15 protein-coding genes are annotated in these 18,883 nt (G+C 64.4%); 7 read left to right on the top strand and 8 right to left on the bottom strand.

Annotated features, from left to right (window positions below; genetic code table 11):
* Nucleotides 1–74 precede the first annotated feature (74 nt).
* The 5 genes from D0T21_RS27915 (at nucleotide 75) to D0T21_RS27895 (ending at nucleotide 5,386) form a co-directional block, all read left to right on the top strand.
* Nucleotides 75–1,490 carry a T3SS effector HopA1 family protein gene (locus tag D0T21_RS27915; RefSeq protein ID WP_116993246.1) on the top strand — a complete coding sequence of 472 codons (1,416 nt, stop codon included), beginning with the start codon at nucleotides 75–77 and terminating at the stop codon, nucleotides 1,488–1,490.
* A 46-nt stretch (nucleotides 1,491–1,536) separates the two neighbouring features.
* A complete protein-coding gene (locus D0T21_RS27910) occupies nucleotides 1,537–2,391 on the top strand; it encodes an FmdB family transcriptional regulator (protein ID WP_147328189.1) in 855 nt (284 codons plus the stop codon).
* A complete protein-coding gene (locus D0T21_RS27905) occupies nucleotides 2,388–2,843 on the top strand; it encodes a CesT family type III secretion system chaperone (protein WP_116993244.1) in 456 nt (151 codons plus the stop codon). Before D0T21_RS27910 ends, D0T21_RS27905 begins: the two co-directional genes overlap by 4 nt.
* Nucleotides 2,840–4,453 carry a hypothetical protein gene (locus tag D0T21_RS27900; RefSeq protein WP_116993243.1) on the top strand — a complete coding sequence of 538 codons (1,614 nt, stop codon included), beginning with the start codon at nucleotides 2,840–2,842 and terminating at the stop codon, nucleotides 4,451–4,453. Before D0T21_RS27905 ends, D0T21_RS27900 begins: the two co-directional genes overlap by 4 nt.
* Nucleotides 4,454–4,516: 63 nt before the next feature.
* Nucleotides 4,517–5,386, top strand: coding sequence for a hypothetical protein (locus D0T21_RS27895; protein ID WP_116993242.1), 870 nt, complete (start codon nucleotides 4,517–4,519; stop codon nucleotides 5,384–5,386).
* A 424-nt stretch (nucleotides 5,387–5,810) separates the two neighbouring features.
* Here the strand turns inward: D0T21_RS27895 and D0T21_RS27890 are convergent, their stop codons facing one another.
* From D0T21_RS27890 to D0T21_RS27885, 3 genes are all read right to left on the bottom strand, one after another.
* Complete coding sequence (locus tag D0T21_RS27890) at nucleotides 5,811–6,743, bottom strand: 5'-nucleotidase (RefSeq protein WP_116993241.1); 933 nt, start codon at nucleotides 6,741–6,743, stop codon at nucleotides 5,811–5,813.
* 63 nt (nucleotides 6,744–6,806) lie between these two features.
* Nucleotides 6,807–7,613, bottom strand: a complete 807-nt coding sequence (locus tag D0T21_RS31880) for a hypothetical protein (RefSeq protein ID WP_147328188.1) — start codon at nucleotides 7,611–7,613, stop codon at nucleotides 6,807–6,809.
* Nucleotides 7,614–7,804: 191 nt separating this feature from the next.
* Nucleotides 7,805–8,815 (bottom strand): hypothetical protein, encoded by a 1,011-nt coding sequence (locus D0T21_RS27885; RefSeq protein WP_147328187.1) that lies wholly within the window; start codon nucleotides 8,813–8,815, stop codon nucleotides 7,805–7,807.
* A 266-nt stretch (nucleotides 8,816–9,081) separates the two neighbouring features.
* Between D0T21_RS27885 and D0T21_RS27880 the strand changes: the two genes are divergently transcribed.
* Both D0T21_RS27880 and D0T21_RS27875 read left to right on the top strand, forming a co-directional pair.
* The gene (locus D0T21_RS27880) at nucleotides 9,082–10,251 is read left to right on the top strand and encodes a pectate lyase (protein WP_116993239.1); all 1,170 of its coding nucleotides are present in this window, start codon (nucleotides 9,082–9,084) and stop codon (nucleotides 10,249–10,251) included.
* A 56-nt stretch (nucleotides 10,252–10,307) separates the two neighbouring features.
* On the top strand, nucleotides 10,308–12,023 hold the full coding sequence (locus D0T21_RS27875) for a leucine-rich repeat domain-containing protein (RefSeq protein ID WP_116993238.1): 1,716 nt from the start codon (nucleotides 10,308–10,310) through the stop codon (nucleotides 12,021–12,023).
* A gap of 48 nt (nucleotides 12,024–12,071) precedes the next feature.
* Here the strand turns inward: D0T21_RS27875 and hutH are convergent, their stop codons facing one another.
* Genes hutH through D0T21_RS27850 form a run of 5 tightly spaced genes read right to left on the bottom strand, consistent with a single transcriptional unit; the run spans nucleotide 12,072 to nucleotide 18,706 of the window.
* Entirely contained in the window at nucleotides 12,072–13,631 is a 1,560-nt protein-coding gene (hutH, locus tag D0T21_RS27870; protein ID WP_199538602.1) for a histidine ammonia-lyase, read from the bottom strand.
* Nucleotides 13,632–13,636: 5 nt separating this feature from the next.
* A complete protein-coding gene (locus D0T21_RS27865; protein WP_116993236.1) occupies nucleotides 13,637–14,479 on the bottom strand; it encodes a glycine betaine/L-proline ABC transporter ATP-binding protein in 843 nt (280 codons plus the stop codon).
* Nucleotides 14,476–15,357 carry a proline/glycine betaine ABC transporter permease gene (locus D0T21_RS27860; protein ID WP_116993235.1) on the bottom strand — a complete coding sequence of 294 codons (882 nt, stop codon included), beginning with the start codon at nucleotides 15,355–15,357 and terminating at the stop codon, nucleotides 14,476–14,478. The genes D0T21_RS27865 and D0T21_RS27860 overlap by 4 nt, the downstream gene beginning before the upstream one ends.
* A 7-nt stretch (nucleotides 15,358–15,364) precedes the next feature.
* The gene (locus D0T21_RS27855; protein ID WP_116993234.1) at nucleotides 15,365–16,405 is read right to left on the bottom strand and encodes an ABC transporter substrate-binding protein; all 1,041 of its coding nucleotides are present in this window, start codon (nucleotides 16,403–16,405) and stop codon (nucleotides 15,365–15,367) included.
* Nucleotides 16,406–16,432: 27 nt separating this feature from the next.
* Nucleotides 16,433–18,706 (bottom strand): TonB-dependent receptor, encoded by a 2,274-nt coding sequence (locus D0T21_RS27850; protein WP_158568061.1) that lies wholly within the window; start codon nucleotides 18,704–18,706, stop codon nucleotides 16,433–16,435.
* Between the last annotated feature and the right edge of the window lie 177 nt (nucleotides 18,707–18,883).

Here is an 18,883-nt window from a genome sequence, read left to right as displayed (position 1 = left end):
ATCGCAGCGTATTGCGCCGCCGCGCGGGCCTCCCGCTTACCTACACTGGGCACTCTCTCCAACGAGACGTCAACATGCACAAAATCCGCTTCCACATGCCAGCCTCGCCCTCCCACCCAAGCGAGCCGCACCGGGACATACCGCAGGAGCGTCCGCGTCTGTCGACGCCGGCCAAACAGCTGACCGGCCCCTTATCCGGCCTGGCCCGCCCGCCGGCGGCCGGCGGCGGACCACGCCTGACCCGGCAAACGGCGGGGCGCGAACGGCCCGGCAACGCGCTGGAGCAGGCTGGCGACAACATCGGCCGGGAAACCGCGAGGCGGGCGTTGCCGAGCGCCGCCCAGTTGCAGCGCGGGCGCGCGGCGCTCCAGCCGCTGCAAGGCGTCACCTTGCCCCACGAGCCGACCACCGCGGCCACGCTGATCCCGCGCAAACGCGGCGACAGCGCCCACGGCTACACCGACGTCACGGTGGCGCTGCGGCGCGAGATCGCGGAAGTGCAGGCCGGCCTGGCGCAAGCCGGGGCGCCGGCCGCCAAGGACTATGCGCGGACGTCGATGGAGCAATGGGCCAGGCGCACCGAGCGCGTGGTCAGCAGCCACCCGGATCCGGCGATGGCGAAGCAGTACTTGGGACAGGCGTCCAAGCATCTGTACAAGCATTGGCGCAGTCCCGAACTGACCAGGCAGACCTATGCCAAGCCGGCCAGCAATGCGTCGGGACGGAGCACCGGCGACCTGCGCACCAGCAATCTGGTCAAGGCATTCCATACCTTGACCGAGCTTGGCAACAGCGCCATGGTCCGAAAATCGGGCCTCTCGGTGACCGGGGCGATGACGACGGACCGGCCGGAGCGGGTGTTCCAGAAGTATCCCAAGACCGCGCCGCGGCAGGGGCAGCAGCGCAAATCCGCGCGCGATTTCCAGTACGTGGGGCAGCGCTCGGAATACCTGGAAACCGGCGCGCCTCCATCCAACCTGCAGGGCCCGGCCGGCCGCCTGACGGTCAATTTCACGGCGGCCAGCGCGCCCTCGTATATCGGCAGGATACATGAGGCCACCAGCAAGCATGTCGATATCAAGGAATTCAAACTGCCCAATTTCGGCCAGATCGGCCGCCGCGTCGACGACGCCGTGGTCTATCTGGGAGCGAAGAACGCCGTCAAGGTGAAAGATGCGCAGCTGCTGGCCGACCAGATCGCGCATGGCTTGCCGATGCCGGATCGCCCGGCGGCGCCGCCGGGCATGGAGCCCTTGAATGGCGCTGTTTCCTATGCCGAGACCAGGCCGGGCGACTCGACCAGCCAGTTTGAAAGCCGCAGGCCGTTCGTCGCCGCCGCCGTCACCGCCAAACTGAGCGGCGACAAGCGGCCGATGTCGGCGTTGATGAAGGATGCGCTGAAAAAGAGCGGCTACGACCCGAAGCAACCCAGCCGGGTGGCGCAGCCAGGCGGCGTTGCCTCGATGCTGAAAAAATTGGGCGTGCGTTAGGTCGCGCGCAGTTCACTTCTTCAATAACGTTACCGCAAGGCGCATCATGTCAGATCACAAGGTTTCGGGACCACCGCACCATCATCATGGCCATCACCACCATGGCCACCATCATCACGCCACGGCGCACAAGACCCGCGCGGCCCATGATGCGCTTGACGCATCCGCGAGCGCGCCAGGCGCGGCGCCGGCGCCCGGGATAGCGCATCAGCTGGAGCGGCACTTCCAGAACATGGCGGCCCGCTGCAAGCAGGATACGTCGTCATCGCCATCGATCAAGGCGGCCGCGCCCCCCGCGGCCGGCGCGGCCGCCGTTCCCGGGGCGTCCAGCGTGAGCGAGGCCGCCACCCGGACTCAACCCCGGTTCCTGCCCGTCATCCGTGGCGATGAACCGGCGCGGGACGCGCAGATCAAGACGGAGGGCGACTTCGGCCGGGCGGCGGACGCCACCGCCAGGGAATATGGACTGGATCCCGGCGCGTTTCGCGCGCAGCTGCAGGTGGAATCGGGCGCCTTCACGCAGGGTTACCAGAAGGCCATGCACCAGGAAGGCGATCTGGACCGCGCCTCCGACAATAATACCTCGATCGGCCTGGGACAGATTTCCAGGAAATACCTGGATGGCCGCGCATGGTCCGATGGCGGCCCCGGCAACACCCGCGTGGGCAGCCAGATCGTCACCACCGGCCAGTACGAGCACAGCGTGACCGTGCAATTGCGCATGGCCGCGTCCAATCTGGCCCAGCGTGTCGCCGACCATGGCGGCCTGCGGCAGGGCCTGTCCTACTACGTCTCCGGCAACGCCGACCCGGGCAATGCGTCCGGCGCCAGCTATCTGGCGAAGATCGACGCGGAAATGAAGAATCCTGCGGTGCTGCGCCCAGGTAGATTGGAGGCATGATGAACCATACCGCGACATCGGCGGGGGCGCTGCCGCCCCTGCTGCGGCAGGCCGCCTTGTGCCTGGGCCTAGACGACCAGACGGCCGCCCAGGTGGCAACCAGCGGCGCCGTGGATATCGACGGACAGATCGTGACGGTGGTGGCGCTGCCTGAAGACGGCGAGACCGAGTATGACCTGGTGGTGGCTGCCACCGTGCAGGCGGCGCCGGGACTGACATCCGGCGCCATGCTGCGGCTGCTGCAAGCCAACCTGCCCAACTTGCTGGCGGCCGGCTGCGCCTTCGGCCTCACCGCCGAGAGCGAACTGATGGTGATGCATCCGGCCCGGCTGGCCGCGACCGACGGCGCTCAACTGGCGCGCAAGCTGCAGCAGATCGCGGCGGTGGCCGCGGCCGCCGGCGAAGGGCTGGCGCAGCTGGCGGCGCCCTTGCGGCAGCGGGGAGCGCCATGACGAAGATCAGCGGCAGCCACGCCGCGCCGCCGGACGCGGCCGTTCCGATGGCGGCCGTGGGCGGCGAGCCCGCCGCGCCGTCGGCGCCGCGCCGCCAGCGCCCGCCGCAGTTGGCCGGCCTGACCCAGGCGCCGCGCCCGGACGCCGCCGTGATCGACATCTTGCCCGAGTCCGCGCCGGAGATCGGCAGTCCACCGCGCTCGATCAGCCGCTCGCTGCTGGGTTCGTCCATGCGCTCGGACGCGTCCGAGGCGGGTTCGGGCGCCGCCGGCGTGACGGGCCGCTCCAGCCGCTTCGGTTCGTGGCGCAGCATGGTCGCCAACATCCGCTCGGGCGCGGCGCCGGGGAGCGGCGGCGTCAGTCCGCCGCGCCGTTCCGACAGCGCCAGCCTGTCCGCCCTGTCCCGCCACGCCAGTTCGTCGCGGGCGAGGGCGCCGGTCACGCCGGAGCAGGCCGCCGCCCGCGCCGGGGTACGCGCCATCCAGCTCGATGGCCACCAGCAACTGCGCGGCTACAGCGACCGCCTGGGCGCCGTCAGCGCCGGCGCGCTGGAGGCGCTCGGCATCGGGGCCAACACCTCCACCACGTTCGGCGCCGGCCGCACCGGCGGCGAACAGGGCGCCATCGCCGCCATGACCGGGATGGCCGGCGACCATCTGACCGGCCTGCACACGCCGACGCCGGCGCCGCCGGTGTCGTTGAAGACGGCGATGGCGCGTTCATTCGCCGGCACGGCCGCCGGTGCGCTGGCGGGCGGGATCAGCAGCGTGGTCGGCCAGGCGCTGGTCGCGCCAGGATTGAGCGGCGCGGCCCAGGCGCTGGCCGGCGGCACGCGGGTGTTTCAGAAAGTGCCGCCGGAACAGCTGTACCCCGATCCCTCGCCGTATGTGGACGGGACGGCGGGCGAGGTCAAGCCGGAATCCCGGTACCAGGCCGAACTGGCCGAAGTCCAGGGCCAGCGCGCCGCCGTGGCCCAGCTGCAGGACCGCTATACGCTGGACAGCGTGCGCGCCATCGGCGCCGGCGTACTGTCCTTCGACTCGGCGCACGCGCTGCGCGCCGCGCTGACTACGCCGACCAGCCAGTTCAAGGCGCCGGCGTTGTTGACCCGGGTCGCGCTGGGCACGGCGGGTTCGGGCGCGGCGGGAGCGGCCACCGGCGTGGCGCTGGCCGCGCTGAAGGCCCACACCACGGTGCGGGTGACGGCCGGCGGCGAGGAGTACGACCTGCCGTTGTTCACGGTGCGCAATCCGCACGCCGGCGGCGCGGCCGGCGATGGCGGCAATCCCCGCCGGATCGACCTGCTGGTCAACAGCTTGCGGGCCGGCTGGAATGGCTTTACCGGCGGCCGCACCGGCGTCGGGCTGGCATTGCACGCCGGTTCGCAGGTGGGGCAACGCGCCACCGGCATCCTGGCTGCCACCGTGGTCAACGCGCTGGTCCAGCCGGCGGCCATGGCCGGCGCCCGCGCCATCGCCCCCGACAGCGACGCGGTGCGGGTGGCGGCCAACACGGTGGCGACGGTGGCGGCCTATAGCGCCGCCGTGGTGATCTGGTTCAAGCTGTTGCCCAAGATCCAGGCGCAGCAGGCCAGGGCGCCGGCGGCGTAGCGCCGCGTCACGATACCGGCATGCGCGGTCGCCGGTCATCGACTTCCAACAGGAGACTGCTTCATGCTGAAAAAACTGAGGGATACCGCGGCCGCGTCGATCGCCGATGCCGCCGCGGCGCTGGACGATCTGCCGGGCTCGCCCGGTTCGCCGCGCCGGCCGCCGTCCTCGCCCAAGCGCAGCATCCCGGCGTTGCTGGCCAACCTGATACCGCGGCGCCGCTATCACGTCGACGTCGAGCCCACCACCTTGCACGGAGAGGAGGGGCGCGGCGTGACGCCGGGCCACATCCAGATCGTCACCACCGCGCGCGAGCGGACCGAACACGGACTGGCGCCGGCCTATGGCCATGGCGCCACGGGCAAGGCCGGCGCCGACGCCGCGCCGCGGCGGGTGCGCGGCGCGCTGCAACACCCGCCCGGCACGCCCTACGATTTCGGTACCCAGGTCTATCCCAAACAGGCCAGGCCGTTCGATGCCGATCCGCCGCGCATGGCAGCGCGGCTGGCGCGCTCGTCGTCGTCGCGGCATTTGCCGATGACGCGCTTGAACGGTCCCCACCTGAGCCCCCAGCAGGCGAGCGCGCTGCGCGCTTTCGAGCATGCGCCCGTGTACACGCTCAACAGCGAGCAGAATTGCGTGGGCGGCTTCGCGGCGGCGGCCAACGCGGTACTGGCGCCGCAGACGCCGCTGGCGGCGCCGGATGGCGACGTGACGCCGCAGCGGATGGCGGCGCAGGCGCTGCGCAAGATGCCCGAGCTGTCGCTGGACCGGGAGCTTGGACTGGGCGCCGCGATTGACGCCGCCGAGCGCGACATGGGCGTGGCCCTGACCCGCGAACAGCAGGCCCAGGTGATCGAAAACCTGGTGCACCGCGAGCAGGCCGGGCAGCTCGATGCCGAGATCAAGGCGGTGCTGGAGCCGCCGCCGTAGCTGGGCATCACCAGAATTAGCCCGCCGGCAAAGGACCGGTGACTCAGTACCTTAGGACTTTGCGCTTAATCTCTTTCATCCGCGAAGCTCCACAGTTAGCCGAAAGTTTGGGGCCAAAGGAGCGTGCCGGAACGTTCAATTAATACTAAAGCTCCATCTAGCTAGCAGACGTTGAAGTCCAGCACTACTCGCAACTTGATCAGGACGGCCACGGCGCCAGCAACGGTGGTTAGCGTTGTAGAACGAAGATTTAATCCCACCTGTGTCAAGTCTTAAGTCAGCGGAGAAGCAATCTGCCGAATCTCAAGGTGCGCAAATGTCCGGCATGGCCCAGCACACTTCGCCCCCCAAAGCGCACAGGCCGCAACTCCAAGCCCGTCGAGGACGACAAAACCCTGCATGAGAGCGGATGAGCCATCTCAGATCACATACCTGTGTTAGTGATACCGAATGGAATATGAACCGACGGAGCGACTGGACTCGTGGAGGCTAGATGACCGGCTTGATCATCGAAGAAAATATGAGGTCGTAAGACCTCAAGTATCGTCCCCTTCGCAATGCCCCCAAGGAAAAATGCGTCGTTGACCATTACCCCCCAATTTTTCAGCGTATTCAAGGCGCGCTCATGAGACGGTGCATTGCGCGCAGTAACGATGGACACACGCAGCCTATTTTTATACGTCGGGTCTGTTTGTTTTTTTTCTTCCTCAGCCATTTGAATTTTAGAGACACGGAGCAAGAACTCCTTTAATGGCCCACCTCCATGCGGTTCCATTACATTAGCAGTTTCATGTGCGTGAAAATGCTCAAGATCTGAGCTCTGCATCACACGCTCTGAAGTGTCATCTGCCAAGACCCCATCAAAGTCAAATGCAATTCTTAAGGTTTGATCTTTCTCATCATCAATCTTCATGGAATCTATGACAAAGCCGGCCGGCAGTCCTGACGCAATCGCCTCCAGCACATCGCTTTTATTTCCAGAGAGGAACAAAGAAATATTCAACGGGCGGATGTATTCATACGGTGACTTTCCTGCTTGAAAAATTGCCCTAGTGATCCCCAGCCCATAATGCTTGATGGTGTTCATTACACGTAGGCCGGTATCCGGGTCATTCCGAGAAAGCAGCATAACCTCAATTAGAGGTTCTCCGTCAACAGACAGATCATTCAACGACAGTAAGCGCTTGATGAAAGAATAGGACACCCCAACAGGCAGCGGATCGTTCAGATGCTCCTCTTGATATTTCCGATATGCGGCTTCTCCGTGACTGCGAAAAACTTTATCCGACTCACTGAGATCAAAGAGCGCACTTGAGGCAACTCCAACAACCAGCTTGTCCTGTAATGAATATGGCATGGATACTTTCAATAGAATATTGCTTGCTAACAAATTTACTTGCCCCGGGCGGCATGGATACTGCTAGCGCCAGGATTCATGAAGAATATTCAAAATCAAAAGATATCGTTTTTTCTGCATATCAATCTTTGGCTCATGAAAGACCAATGTATATATAAGCCCTAGCACAGCAAATAACAATATCAATGACATAATAATTGGCCCTGGGCTGAACAAGTGATGCAATGATACGTAATCGTCAAGTTTTACCAAATATTTAGGAAGCTCCTTCCAGTGTGTGTATAAAAAATATGACCCTGTCACTGGAGACGAGACGACCAAACCAATAATAGTCTTCCTAAGGTAATCATAGTAACCAAAACTCATGCTTTGGTAGTCCTGTGATGCCTTCACAATTTTTATCAAACTTGCTATGTCGTTCTTAGTAAGCTTTTCGCCAGATTTTTTATGAAAATTTAGCGTGTCAAAGATGCGTAGAGACAAATTATCGATACCAAATGCATGATCGGTAAAATTCTTCTGTTTGAGTTGGAGCTGACTGTAGGCTTTTATAAATTTATCACGAGATACAACTCCCAAAAGAATAAACACCATGTACGGAATGTAGGATAACGTCCCATAGGAAATTGTTGTTGGGTTTACGAAGATGATAATAAATGCACAGATTAGCGCCAAAATTGGCCAGAATGGATAATTTTTCCAAAACCACGGAGTTGTTCCAGGAAGACTCCTCCGGACTTCGATCTGCTTTCGAAAATTCCAAGGGTTGATGAAAGATTCATTCTCAGCCTTTTTAAAGGACTTCCAGATTGCCTTCTCCAGTCTTGCCATTTCGTCGAGCGAATTCAATAAGTCATTATTGCTTGCCATATATCGTTCCTGGTACTTGAATTAAATGAGGGGGATTTCCCTGGAAGGGGCATAGGATGAGGCTGCGAGAACCCGGCTTGCATCGAGATTCTGCCCCATCGAAAACGGCCGGCCACGTTGCTGAGCAAAGGGAGGCTAACTAAGGTGATGCGCAGTAGCCATAGAGACCGTGCCGGCGTTATCGAGCGCTGTCATTTCCGCCATCGGCCTTCCGTTCGCATGATCGCGTTCATGGCGGCGTCGCCGCGGCGCAGCCGATCAGCGGTCTGGGGCGATAGCGCGTCGAAGGTCTTGACCTGGCCTGTCGACCGATTTTCATACTCGGTTCTGGGGTCGGTGCTGACCCGGCAGTCGAACAGCGTGCCGGCGTCCTGCCCGCGTCGGATATGGTCGACCAAGCCGGCGCCGATGCCAACGCCGTCTTTGCGCAGCGTCTTGTTGATCTTGGCCAGTCGTTTGTCGACCTGTTCGGTGTCCATGCGGTAGATGTTGCGTGCGATATTGACCTGTTGCGCGGGCATCGGTTGACCCGGATTGTATACCCCCGTCCGCAGGCCGCGCTCCGGCCTGAATTTGGTGACCTCGCCCGATCCGGCGTCGTGCAGCCGGGCTTCAGCAAGCGTGCACGCGCTGGGCGCGCCGACCCACGGATCGACCACGACGGTATTCTTCTCCCCGTACACAGGATCCCTGGGATCGCCGATCAACGCATACACGTGGTCCATCTCATTCTCCCAGATTTGCACCACCGGCGCTTTCAAGGCATGCTGGGCCAGCATGGCGGCGGACAAGGCAGCATGGGTGGAACAGTGCCCGCCCTGCGCATACTGGACGCGCTGCAACTGGCTTTCGGTATTCCCGCGCGGGAATTTGGTGGTCGCCAACTCGCGGCGCGCCCAGCTTTCGCCACCGCTCGCCAGGATATCCAGACGTTGGTTCCCGGCTCCGGCGACGAAGGCATCCTTCACCACCAGGTTCACCGTTTGGGCGAGCTCCAGATGTTCGAAAGTTTGCGCGTCCACCCGAATCCGCTTGGGCGCCCTGGGCAGCTGGCGTATGCCCAATTCGGCGCTGGTGAAATGTTCATGCGCCCGGACCGTGTCGGCGCGCCGCCCGTTCGTCGCCGCCTGCCGATGGTTTTCCAGAGGATCCCATGCGGGGGTGCTATGGCTGGACGATCCCAATCTAAAATTCTTGAACATGTTGTCCCTCGTGAAAATATACGGCGACGTTGAAATAAAACCGTCGCCGGGCCAGCCTACGCCAATGCCGCGGGCGAATCATCCATGAAGCGAAAACCTGATGTGCCTGCCGAACGTCCGGCGCGGCCGCTTGCTTCGTTGGCCGCCGTGCCCCTTCGCTCGCGCCGCCTGCGCGGCGGCACGCCGGCCGTATAGTGGCAGGCTTGGGATGGCAGCCCGCGCCGGCTGGAACGCCCATAGATCAGTCATTCACAGGAGGAAATTCCATGAGTAGCAAACTGGCACTTAAAAATGTGATGGCGGTGCAGATGCATGAAGGCGGGATGGACAGCTGCAAGCAGCAGGCCGGCAGCCATGCCGAGCGCGTGCGCGTGGCGATGCACTCGACGGAGAGCCTGTTGCCCAAGCTGCTGCGCGCGTCCAAAGCGTCGACCGCCGATACCCATCATCACCAGCAGCATCACCACCACCATCATCACAAGCATCACAAACATCACCATGCCGACGCGCAGCATCACCACCTCCATGTGCCGCAAGACAGCCATGTGGCGCATCCGGCGATGCATATGGCGCTGCCGCCGGCAGCGGTGCAGCCGGTGGAACACGCGTCGCATCTGAGCGTGGCCGCGGCGGTCGCGGCGCCCGCCGCGCTGACGCTGGCAGCGGTCGGCCATGCGCCGGCTCCCGCAGCAAGCCCGGTCGCAATCCTTCAGTCCAGCGGCAGCACCGCGGTGAGCAAACCCATGGAGGGCAAGGCAATGGAGGAGCCGACCGGCGTCGTCGACGTCAGCAAGACCATCGTGGTGCATGCCGGCGAAGTGTTCGACGGCCATGGCCAGTATTTCCGTCCAACCTCGGCACTGGGCGATGGCGGCGTCAGCGAGTTCCAGAAGCCGGTCATCATCGTCGCCCCGGGCGGCGAGGTGAAGAACCTGCAGTATTCGGGCGCCGACGGCATCCACCTGCTGGGCGACGCCAAGCTCGACCACGTCACCAACCGCGACGTCGGCGAGGACGCCATCACCATCGACGGCGGCGGCACCACCGCCTATGACGCCCAGCTGGCCGGCATCGATCTGGCGACCATTCCGCAGCGCCCGGCGAAGGTGGAGATCGACAATTCCTCGTTCTACCACGCGCACGACAAGGTCATCCAGACCAACGGCGACGCCGACGTCACGCTCAAGGGCATGTACACGGAGGATGTCGGCCAGGTTATGGTGACCAACGGCGGCCATCCGATCACCGCCCACGTCACGATGGCCGATTCCACCTTCAAGGACACCAAGTACGACGTGTTCCGGGCCGATTCGCGCACCTCGACCCTCAGCCTCAGCAACGTCGACACCGGCAATGCGCCGCTGGTGGCCATGATGGGCGACACCAGCCACGTCACCGGCACCACCAGCGTACGACCATCCATTGATCCGGTCTGAACCGCCGCCGGCCGCGCTTCCCGGCGCGGCCGGCATTCTTCCCGAGCTTGCCCAACATGCCGATCCGCTCCCTGTTTCACCGCTCCAGTCCGACCACCCCGAACGCCACGCCCGAGCACGCTCCCGCCACACCGCCCCCTTCGCCGGCCCGGCCGGCGCGCCAGCGCGCCACTTCCTGGCTGCGCGAGTGCCTGGTGCCGGCCCAGGCGCGCGAAGACCGCGCTGCCGACCGGCAGGCTGGCGCCGGTCCGCGCATCGTTGCCGGCGGCCCGCGCGCCAGCCAGGCCGGCGCCGCGCCGTCCAGCCCCTTGCACGCGCCGCCGAGCCGCGCCCGGGCGTCCCTTGCCGCGACGGCGGCTTCGCCATCAAGCGCCACCGGTGCGCGGCGCGGCCAGATGCCCGGCGCGCCGCAACCCGGGCCCCACAACTTCAACGCCGCGCTGCAGGCCTGGGCCGCCGGGACCGTGGCCCAAGCCCACGATTTCCATACCGACGGCGTGAGCGGCACGGCGACGCCGGCCCAGTTCGGCCAAGCCGTGGCCATGGTGGCCGACCGCATCAGGGCGGTGCACAACGGCCACGCCAGCGAGATACGTCTGCTGGGCCAGCCGGTCATGCACCTGCCCGAGGCCATCGGCGAGTTGTACGGCCTGCGCGAGTTGAACCTGGTGAGCTGCGACGTGCGCAGCCTGCCGCAGTCGCTCGGCCGTCTGGCGCGCTTGAACTCGCTCCGCCTGCAGGGCAATCACCGGCTGCACGCGCTGCCGCGCAGCCTGGGCCAGTTACCAGGCTTGCGCAGCCTGCACATCGTGGAAGGACGGGTGCGGCAGCTGCCGCCGCTGGGCGGTCTGTCGCAGCTGCAGGAGCTGAACCTGGGTAACCTGCCGCTCGGTTCCATGCCGAGGGACTTGACGGCGCTGCCCTACCTGAGGACTTTGCGGGTCGCCGGCTGCAACCTGGCCGAGGTACCGACGGACATAGGCCGCCTGCAGCGGCTCAGCAATCTTAACCTGAGCGCCAATCCGCAGCTGTCACGGCTGCCCGAGGAAATAGGGCGGCTGCACAATCTGCAAACGCTGGACTTGCGCGGCTGCAGCGGGCTGCGCACGCTGCCCGCATCGATCGGCGACCTGCCGCAGTTGAACCGGCTGGTGCTGACAGGTTGTAGCCAGCTGACGGGCTTGCCCGATTCCATCCTGCGCCTGGCGAACCGCTGCGACATACGCTTGCCGACCCATCTGCAGCACCTGCGCGCAAGCGTGCCGGCGGCGGCCAGCTCGTCCGCCGCCGCGCCGCCGCCGGCCGCAGGCGACACCCTGCACGAGCTGGCCGCGCTGACGCCGGAAACCTTGGCGCGCCGGATCGACGCCGGCCAGGTAGCGCCGCGGCTGGTCATTGAACTGGGGATGCGTCACGCAGCGCAGCGCAGCAGCACACCGGCCGGCCAGCTGCGCGTGTTGAAGGACTGGCCACCGCTGCACGCCTATGCCCGCCAGCACGATCCCGTCACGCAGCAAATCATGAAACTGGTCCACGAGGAGAGTGACCGTGTGGAGGACCGGCTGGAGGACGAGAACGATAACCTGAATTCGCAAGGTTACGAGGATGCCTACAAGGAAATACAAAGCGGGCTGGTGCTGGCACTCGAAGGGCGACCGGAAGTGCGCGATCCCCACACCCGAGCGGTCCTGCAGCCGGAAGTCATTGGCCGCCATCAGCAGATCGCCGTCGAATGGATGCGCAGCACTAACACCGCCGCGCAGCAGAGTTAACGGTTGTGGCCACGGCCATACAACCGGGTGCGCCAGCCAGGACGATAGCTACGCTGCCGACGCCGCCTGTTCCGGCGGCCACAACTTCCTACTCAAGGCGGCCTCAAATACAGCCAGTTGCCGGTCGTCGTCGATCAGGTAATCGGCCAGCATGATGTCGTGCGAGACGATGCGGTCTTCCAGCAACGGCGGCACTTTGCTGCGCAAATGGTCCAGCGCCAGCCGGGTTCCCGCACCCAGCTCCATCTCGGGATAGAAGTATAAGCCCTGGCCTGCCGTGATGTATTCGATCGCCAGCACCTTCTGCACGTTGCTCAATATCCGCAGCAGATTCAAGGTAGCAGGCGTGCCCAGCGACAGGTGGTCTTCCTGTTGCGCCGAGGTAATGTAATTGTCCAGCACCATGGGCTGGGCCAGCATCTTGTTTTCCGCAACCAGCGAGGCCGCCGCGTACTGGACGATCATCAGACCGGAGTTGACGCCGCTCTCGGCGATCAGGAATGGCGGCAGACCGCTGACATGCGGGTTGACCAGGCGATCGACGCGGCGCTCGGCCACGCCGCCCAGCTCCGCTACCGCTATCGACAGCGTAGTGGCCGTCATCGCCATCGCCTCTCCGTGCGGATTGGCTTGCGAGATCACCCGGTAGTTATGTTCGTCGCCGAACACCAACGGGTTGTCGTTGGCCGACCGTAACTCGATATTGATTTGCCGTTCGGCGTGGGTGATCTGCTCGCGCGCAGCGCCGTGGATCTGCGGCATCGAGCGCAGGCTCAGCGCATCCTGCGTGCGGATACCCTGGCCGCCGCGCAGCACCACGCTGTCGGCCAGCAACGCGCGCAGATTGGCGGCCACATGGATTTGCCCTGGATACGGCTTTTGCAGCATCGCCTCGGCGTCGAAGGCGCTCAGCTGGCCACGCAGCGCTTCAAAACTCATGGCGCCGATCACGTCGGCCCAGCACGCCAGCCGCTTGGCGTGGTCCAGCGCCAGGCACAGCAGTCCGGTCATGCAGGGCAGGCCGTTGACCAGGCTGAGGCCGTCCTTCGCCGCCAGCGCCACCGGCGCCAGCCCGGTCATCGCCAGCGCTGTGGCTGCCGGCATGGTCTGCCCGCGAAAGCGCAGCTCGCCCAGCCCGATCAGCGTCAAGCCGACGTGAGCCATGTGGGTCAAATAGCCCACCGAGCCCTGCATGGGGACCACCGGGGTCAGTCCCAGGTTCAGGAAGTCCAGCAATTGCCGGACCACGTGCGCGCTGATGCCGGAATGCCCCCGGCTGTAATTAATGATTTGCGCGCACATGATGGCACGCGTTTCAACCAGGCCCAAGGTAGCGCCCAGGCCGCAGGCATGGCTCTTGAGCGTGCGCCGCGACAGCTCGGCGAGCTGCTCGCCACCAAGTACGACGTCGGACAGGGCGCCCAGGCCGGTGTTGATGCCGTAGGCCTTGACGCCGTCGGCGACGATCCGCTCGACGATCAGACGTGCGTCTTCGATGCGCCGCCACAGCGCGGCGCTCAGTTCGAGCCGGGCGCCGTGGGCGACCCGGACCACGTCGTCATACCGGGCCGGGGCCTGGTCATCCAGGAATATGGTTGCGGTCTGCATGGTGATCATCCTATCCGGGCCGGCAGCGCCGCCGCATGGGCGCGCTTTTCGACAAATTTTCGGACATAGTCGTCCGCCGGCGAGCGCAGGATCTCGTCCGGCGTGCCGACCTGCACCAGTCGGCCGTCACGCAGGATAGCGATATGATCGCCCAGCTTGAGCGCCTCGTCCAGATCGTGGGTGATGAAGATGATGGTCTTGTGCAGCGTGGTCTGCAACGACAGCAACTGGTCCTGCATGTCGTCGCGGATCAGCGGATCAAGGGCGCTGAAGGCCTCGTCCATCAACAGCACGTCGGTGTCGGCCGCCAGGGCGCGCGCCAGGCCCACGCGCTGGCGCATGCCGCCGGACAGCTCGTCGGGATATTTATCCTCATAACCCTTCAAGCCGACACGCTCCAGCCAGACGGCGGCCTTGGTGCGGGCCTGCGTCTTCGGCTCGCCGCGCGTCAGCAGCGCGAAAGCGGCGTTGTCGAGCACCGTCTGGTGCGGCATCAGGCCGAAACCCTGGAACACCATGCTGATGTGACGCCGCCGCAGTTCGCGCAGCTCGCGCTCCGACATGGACAGCACGTCGCGGCCGTCGATCAGGATCTCGCCGGCGCTCGGATCGATCAAGCGGTTGAAGTGCCGCACCAGGGTCGACTTGCCGGAGCCGGACAGACCCATGATGACGAAGATCTCGCCGGCCTGGATGTTCAGCGAAACGTCGCTGAGGCCGACGTTGCAGCCGGTCTGCGCCAACACGTCGGCCTTGCTGCCGCCTTCGTTAAGCAAACGCAGTCCCTCCCGCCAGCGCGCGCCGAAAATCTTGCAGACGTTTTTGACTTGTATTTTGTAGGGAATCATAGGCCTGCCTTGTCTGCTTGTGTCATACGCTGACGGCGGTCCCTGCCGTAGCCCTGGGTGATGCGGTCCATCACGATCGCCAGGATGACGATGGCGATGCCGGCCTGCAGGCCCTTGCCGATGTTGACGGTCTGTATGCCCTCGAGCACGTCCTCGCCGAGACCGCGCGCGCCTATCATGGACGCGATCACGACCATACCCAGCGCCATCATGATGGTCTGGTTCAAACCGGCCATGATGCTGGGCCGCGCCAGTGGTAGCTGTACCTCGATCAACAATTGCCAACGGGTGGTGCCGAAGGAGCGGGCGGCCTCGGTCAACTCGCCGCTGACCTGGCGTATGCCAAGGTCGGTCAGGCGTATCAACGGCGGCGTCGCGTAGATGATGGTAGCCAGGATGGCCGGCACCTTGCCCAGCCCGAACAGCATCAGCACCGGCACCAGGTAGACAAAGCTGGGCATGGTCTGCATCACGTCCAGCACCGGCATCAACAGCCGGCGCAGGCCGTCGCTGCGGGCGCTGAGGATGCCCAGCGGCACGGCCAGCAGCACCGCAATCAACGTGGCGACGAGCACCAGCGCCAGCGTCTGGATCAACTGGTCCCACAAGCCGAGGCAGCCTACCAGCAGCACGCAGGCCGTATAGCCGGCGGCGTGGCCCCAGCGTCGCGTAGCGTGCAGGCTGAGCAGGAACACCCCGGCCAGCACCAGCCACCAGGGCAGGGTGCGCAGGGCGCCCTCGAACGGCACCAGTACATGGCGCAGCAGCCAGATCGAACCGTCATGGAAGGCGTCGCCGAAGCGGCTGTTGATGGCGTCGACCGTCTCGTTGATCGTCTCGACCAGGGAAATATTTAGTGCTTCGGGAAACGATGGCATGAAAACCTCATTTAAGCGTGGAACTGATTTTGGCCGCGACATCGGCCGGCATCCAGGCCTGCCAGATGGCGGGCTGGCGCTTGAGGAACAGCAGGGCGAGCGCCGGCGCCTCCAGTTTCTTGGCCTCCCGTTCGGCCAGCAGGACGTTGAGCAGGCCGACCGGCACGTTCATCTGCTCGAACAGCGCGCTGAGCGCCGGGTCGGCGTCGTGGAAGGCGCGCGACACGCCCACCCGCAGGCGGTTGGGTGGATTGACGGTGCCGCAGGGCCGGGTGTTGTTCTGCGCGGTCAGCGTGTCCCAGCAGGCCTGCGAAAAAGCCGGTTCCTCAAGCCGGATGAATTTGTAGCGGCCCATCATCGCGGTCGGGCTCCAGTAGTAGAACAGCACCGGACGGCCGCGCTGGACCGCCGAGGCGATCGCCGCGTCCAGCGCCGGCCCGGTGCCCGGACGGAAGTTGACGTAGCTATCGTTCATGCCATAGGCTTTGAGCTTTTGGGTATTCACGCCCTGGCAGGTCCAGCCGGTCGGGCAGTTCAGGAAGCGGCCCTTCTCCGGCTCCTCGTCGTCCATGAACACATCCTTGTATTTCAGCAGGTCGACCACCGAGCGCAGGCCGGGCGCCGCCGCCTTGATGCCGCGCCTGGCGTCGCCCTTGACCACGTACTCGGGCACGTACCAGCCTTCGGACGAGTCCTTGATGATATCGCCCAGCGCCACCACCTTGCCGGCCTTGGCAGCATCATTCCAGGCCGTGCTGCGGCCTATCCATTCCTCGGCGAAAACCTGGATGTCGTTGCGCGCCAGCGCCAGTTCCATCGCGATGCTGGTGCCGGGCAGGGCGTCAGTGCGGCAACCATAGCCCTGCTCAAGCACGTAACGCATCACTTCGGTCAGGAAACGCGCGCTCTCCCAGTTCAGGCCAGCGAAATTAACGGTCTTGCCGCTGGCGCACCAGGCCGATGCCGGTGCCGCGGCCGCGGCCGTGGTACAAGCGCCCAGCATGGCGCCGGCCAAGGCTGCGGCGGCGATGTCGCGATATATTTTCATCAATGGCTCATCCACAAATGCACGACATCAGAAACGCGCCTTGACGCGCACGCCCACGGTGCGCGGCCGGGCCATGTAGATGGTGTCGCCGGGCTGCAGGCCGTTTGGATCGCGGGTCACGTCGACGACCCGGGTACGGTTGCTCAGGTTGGTGCCGAACAGGCCGAACTCATATTTTCCCGATTTATAGGACAGCGCCGCGTTCAGCATACTCGACGATGGGATTTCCGCATAGTTGCTGCCGGTCGGAGCGAAGTCCGTGTACGAGTTGCCGCGATAGGAATAGGTCGCCGCAATACCCACCTCATCGCTGTCGGCCAGCGGCACCGTATAGTTGAACGACAGGCTGGCGGTCAGGCGCGGCGCGTATGGCGTGCGGGTGCCGGCCGGCGCCGATTGCGCCTCGAGCGGCGTAACGATGGCGGTCCTGGCCTTGGCGTCGGTGTAAGCCGCGTTGAAGCCCAGGCTCATGCGGCGCGCCAGCTTGACCATCGATTCGATTTCCAGGCCCTGGCTGCGGATCTTGCCGGCATTCTGCGTGTAGTAGTAAGAGCACGGCAGGTAGTTGGCGACCTGTACCTTTTCCCAATCGATCAGGAAGGCCGCCACGTTCAGGCTCACGCGCTGGTTAAGGAAGGTATTTTTCGAGCCCAGCTCATAGCTCCACAACTGGTCCGGGCCAAAGCTGGCCGGCGCCTGGATGCCGCACAAGGTCTCCGGCACCGGCTGGTTGTTGCCGCCGTAGCGGAAGCCTTTGCCGGCCTGCGCGTAGAGCAAGTGCTCCGGGGCCAGATGGTAGGCGGCGGCGAAGCGCGGATTGCCGCCGCGCGCGCTGGCCTTGCTGCTGACGACGTTGGGCGTGCCGACCGGTGCATCGACCGTGGCCGCCGGCGTGTTGCCGTAGTAGCCGGTGAAGCGCAGCTTGAAATCCTCGGACTGGGTGAACAGGCGCACGCCGGCCGTCAGGTCCAGCTTGTCCCACAGCGTGTAGGTCGCTTCGGCAAACAGCGCAGCCTGGCGCGAACGCGACTCCTGGGTGCCGGAGAACTGGTCGTCCTTATTGAAGGCCAGGTCATTGACGAGCGAGCTGTAACCGGGGAAGCCGTAGGCGTCCGCGTAGCGCGCGTCCATGCCCGGGGTCGGTTCGTCTTCCCAGAAGTCGCGCTTGCCGCTTTCGAGGAACAGGCCGGCGGTCCACTTCAGCGGACCAGCCTCGGTCGAGTTGAGCCGAAATTCTTGCGCGAAGTCCTGCAGCTTGTTGGCTATCGTATAGTCGGCCTGGATCAGGCTCTGGCCAGGGAAGATGAAGGCGGTGGTGTTGTATTCATCCGATTTCCGGTACAGCGTCTTGCGGTGCACGAAGGTGGTCGACGACACCAGTTCCGCCTTGGCCATCTTGTAGTTGACGGCCAGGTTGTACAGTTGCATGTCGTCCTTGGTCCTCTGCTCCGTCATGGCGCTGGTGGTGAACGGCGCCAGGCCGCTGAAGGCGCCGTTCAGGCCGCCGCTCATGGAGGAGGCGGTAATGCTGGCGTCGACCGTCAGGTCGGACGAGGCCTGCAGGCGCATGGCCACCCGGCCCTGGTCGGTGCGGGTGTCGTTGGTGCGCTTGCCGTTCAGGATGTTCTTGACGTAGCCGCTATCCTCGCCGGTGTAGCCGGTCACGCGCAGGCCCAGTACGCCTTCCTTGACGGGAATGTTGACCATGCCGCGCAGGTTGCCGTTGGCGCCGCCGTTGCCGGAGGTGCTGGAACCGACCGCCTCGAACGAGCCAAACATCGAATCGGCATCAGGTTTTTGCGTGATCTGGCGTATCGTGCCGGCCATGGCGCCAGCACCGTACAGCGTGCCCTGCGGGCCACGCAGCACCTCGATGCGCTCCAGGTCCAGCACTTTAAGGTCGGGATTGCCGGACTTGAGCGTGACGGGCATGTCGTCGACATACACCGCCACCAGCGAGGCGTCGGCGATTTCCGACGGTGTGATGCCGCGCACGACCAGGCCGCGCATGGTGATGTTGTTGACGCCGGGGCCTTGCTCCTGCATGTCCACCGATGGCGCGAGACGGGCGATGTCCGCCAGCCCGGACAGGCCGAACTTGGCCAGGCTCTCCGGCTTGATGGCGGTCAGCGCCATCGGCACCTGCTGGATTTCTTCGGCGCGCGCCGAACGTGAAGCAGTCACCTCAATGCGCTCGATCTGGTCGGCGCGGTCGGTAGCCGGCGTCTGCGTCTGTCCGGAAACGATAGCGCTAGTCGAAACCATCGCCAACGCGCTTAACCCCATCAGTTTGTTCCCCATTTTGTCATTCCTTCTTCTGGTCTGGATAGCTACATGAAATTGCACCATCACATGGCGGCGTGGCACCAAAACGGAGCGGCCACTATGCCTTGTGGGGCGAACTGAATTGCAGTCGGCGGCGTATTGTCTATACATGCCGATTACTGTTGTCTATACAAATAACTGGGCAACAGGTTT

It is taken from the genome of Duganella sp. BJB476 (assembly GCF_003416895.1).
In the GTDB taxonomy this organism is placed as follows: Bacteria; Pseudomonadota; Gammaproteobacteria; order Burkholderiales; family Burkholderiaceae_D; genus Rugamonas.
This window is presented reverse-complemented; position numbering and strand designations above follow the sequence as displayed.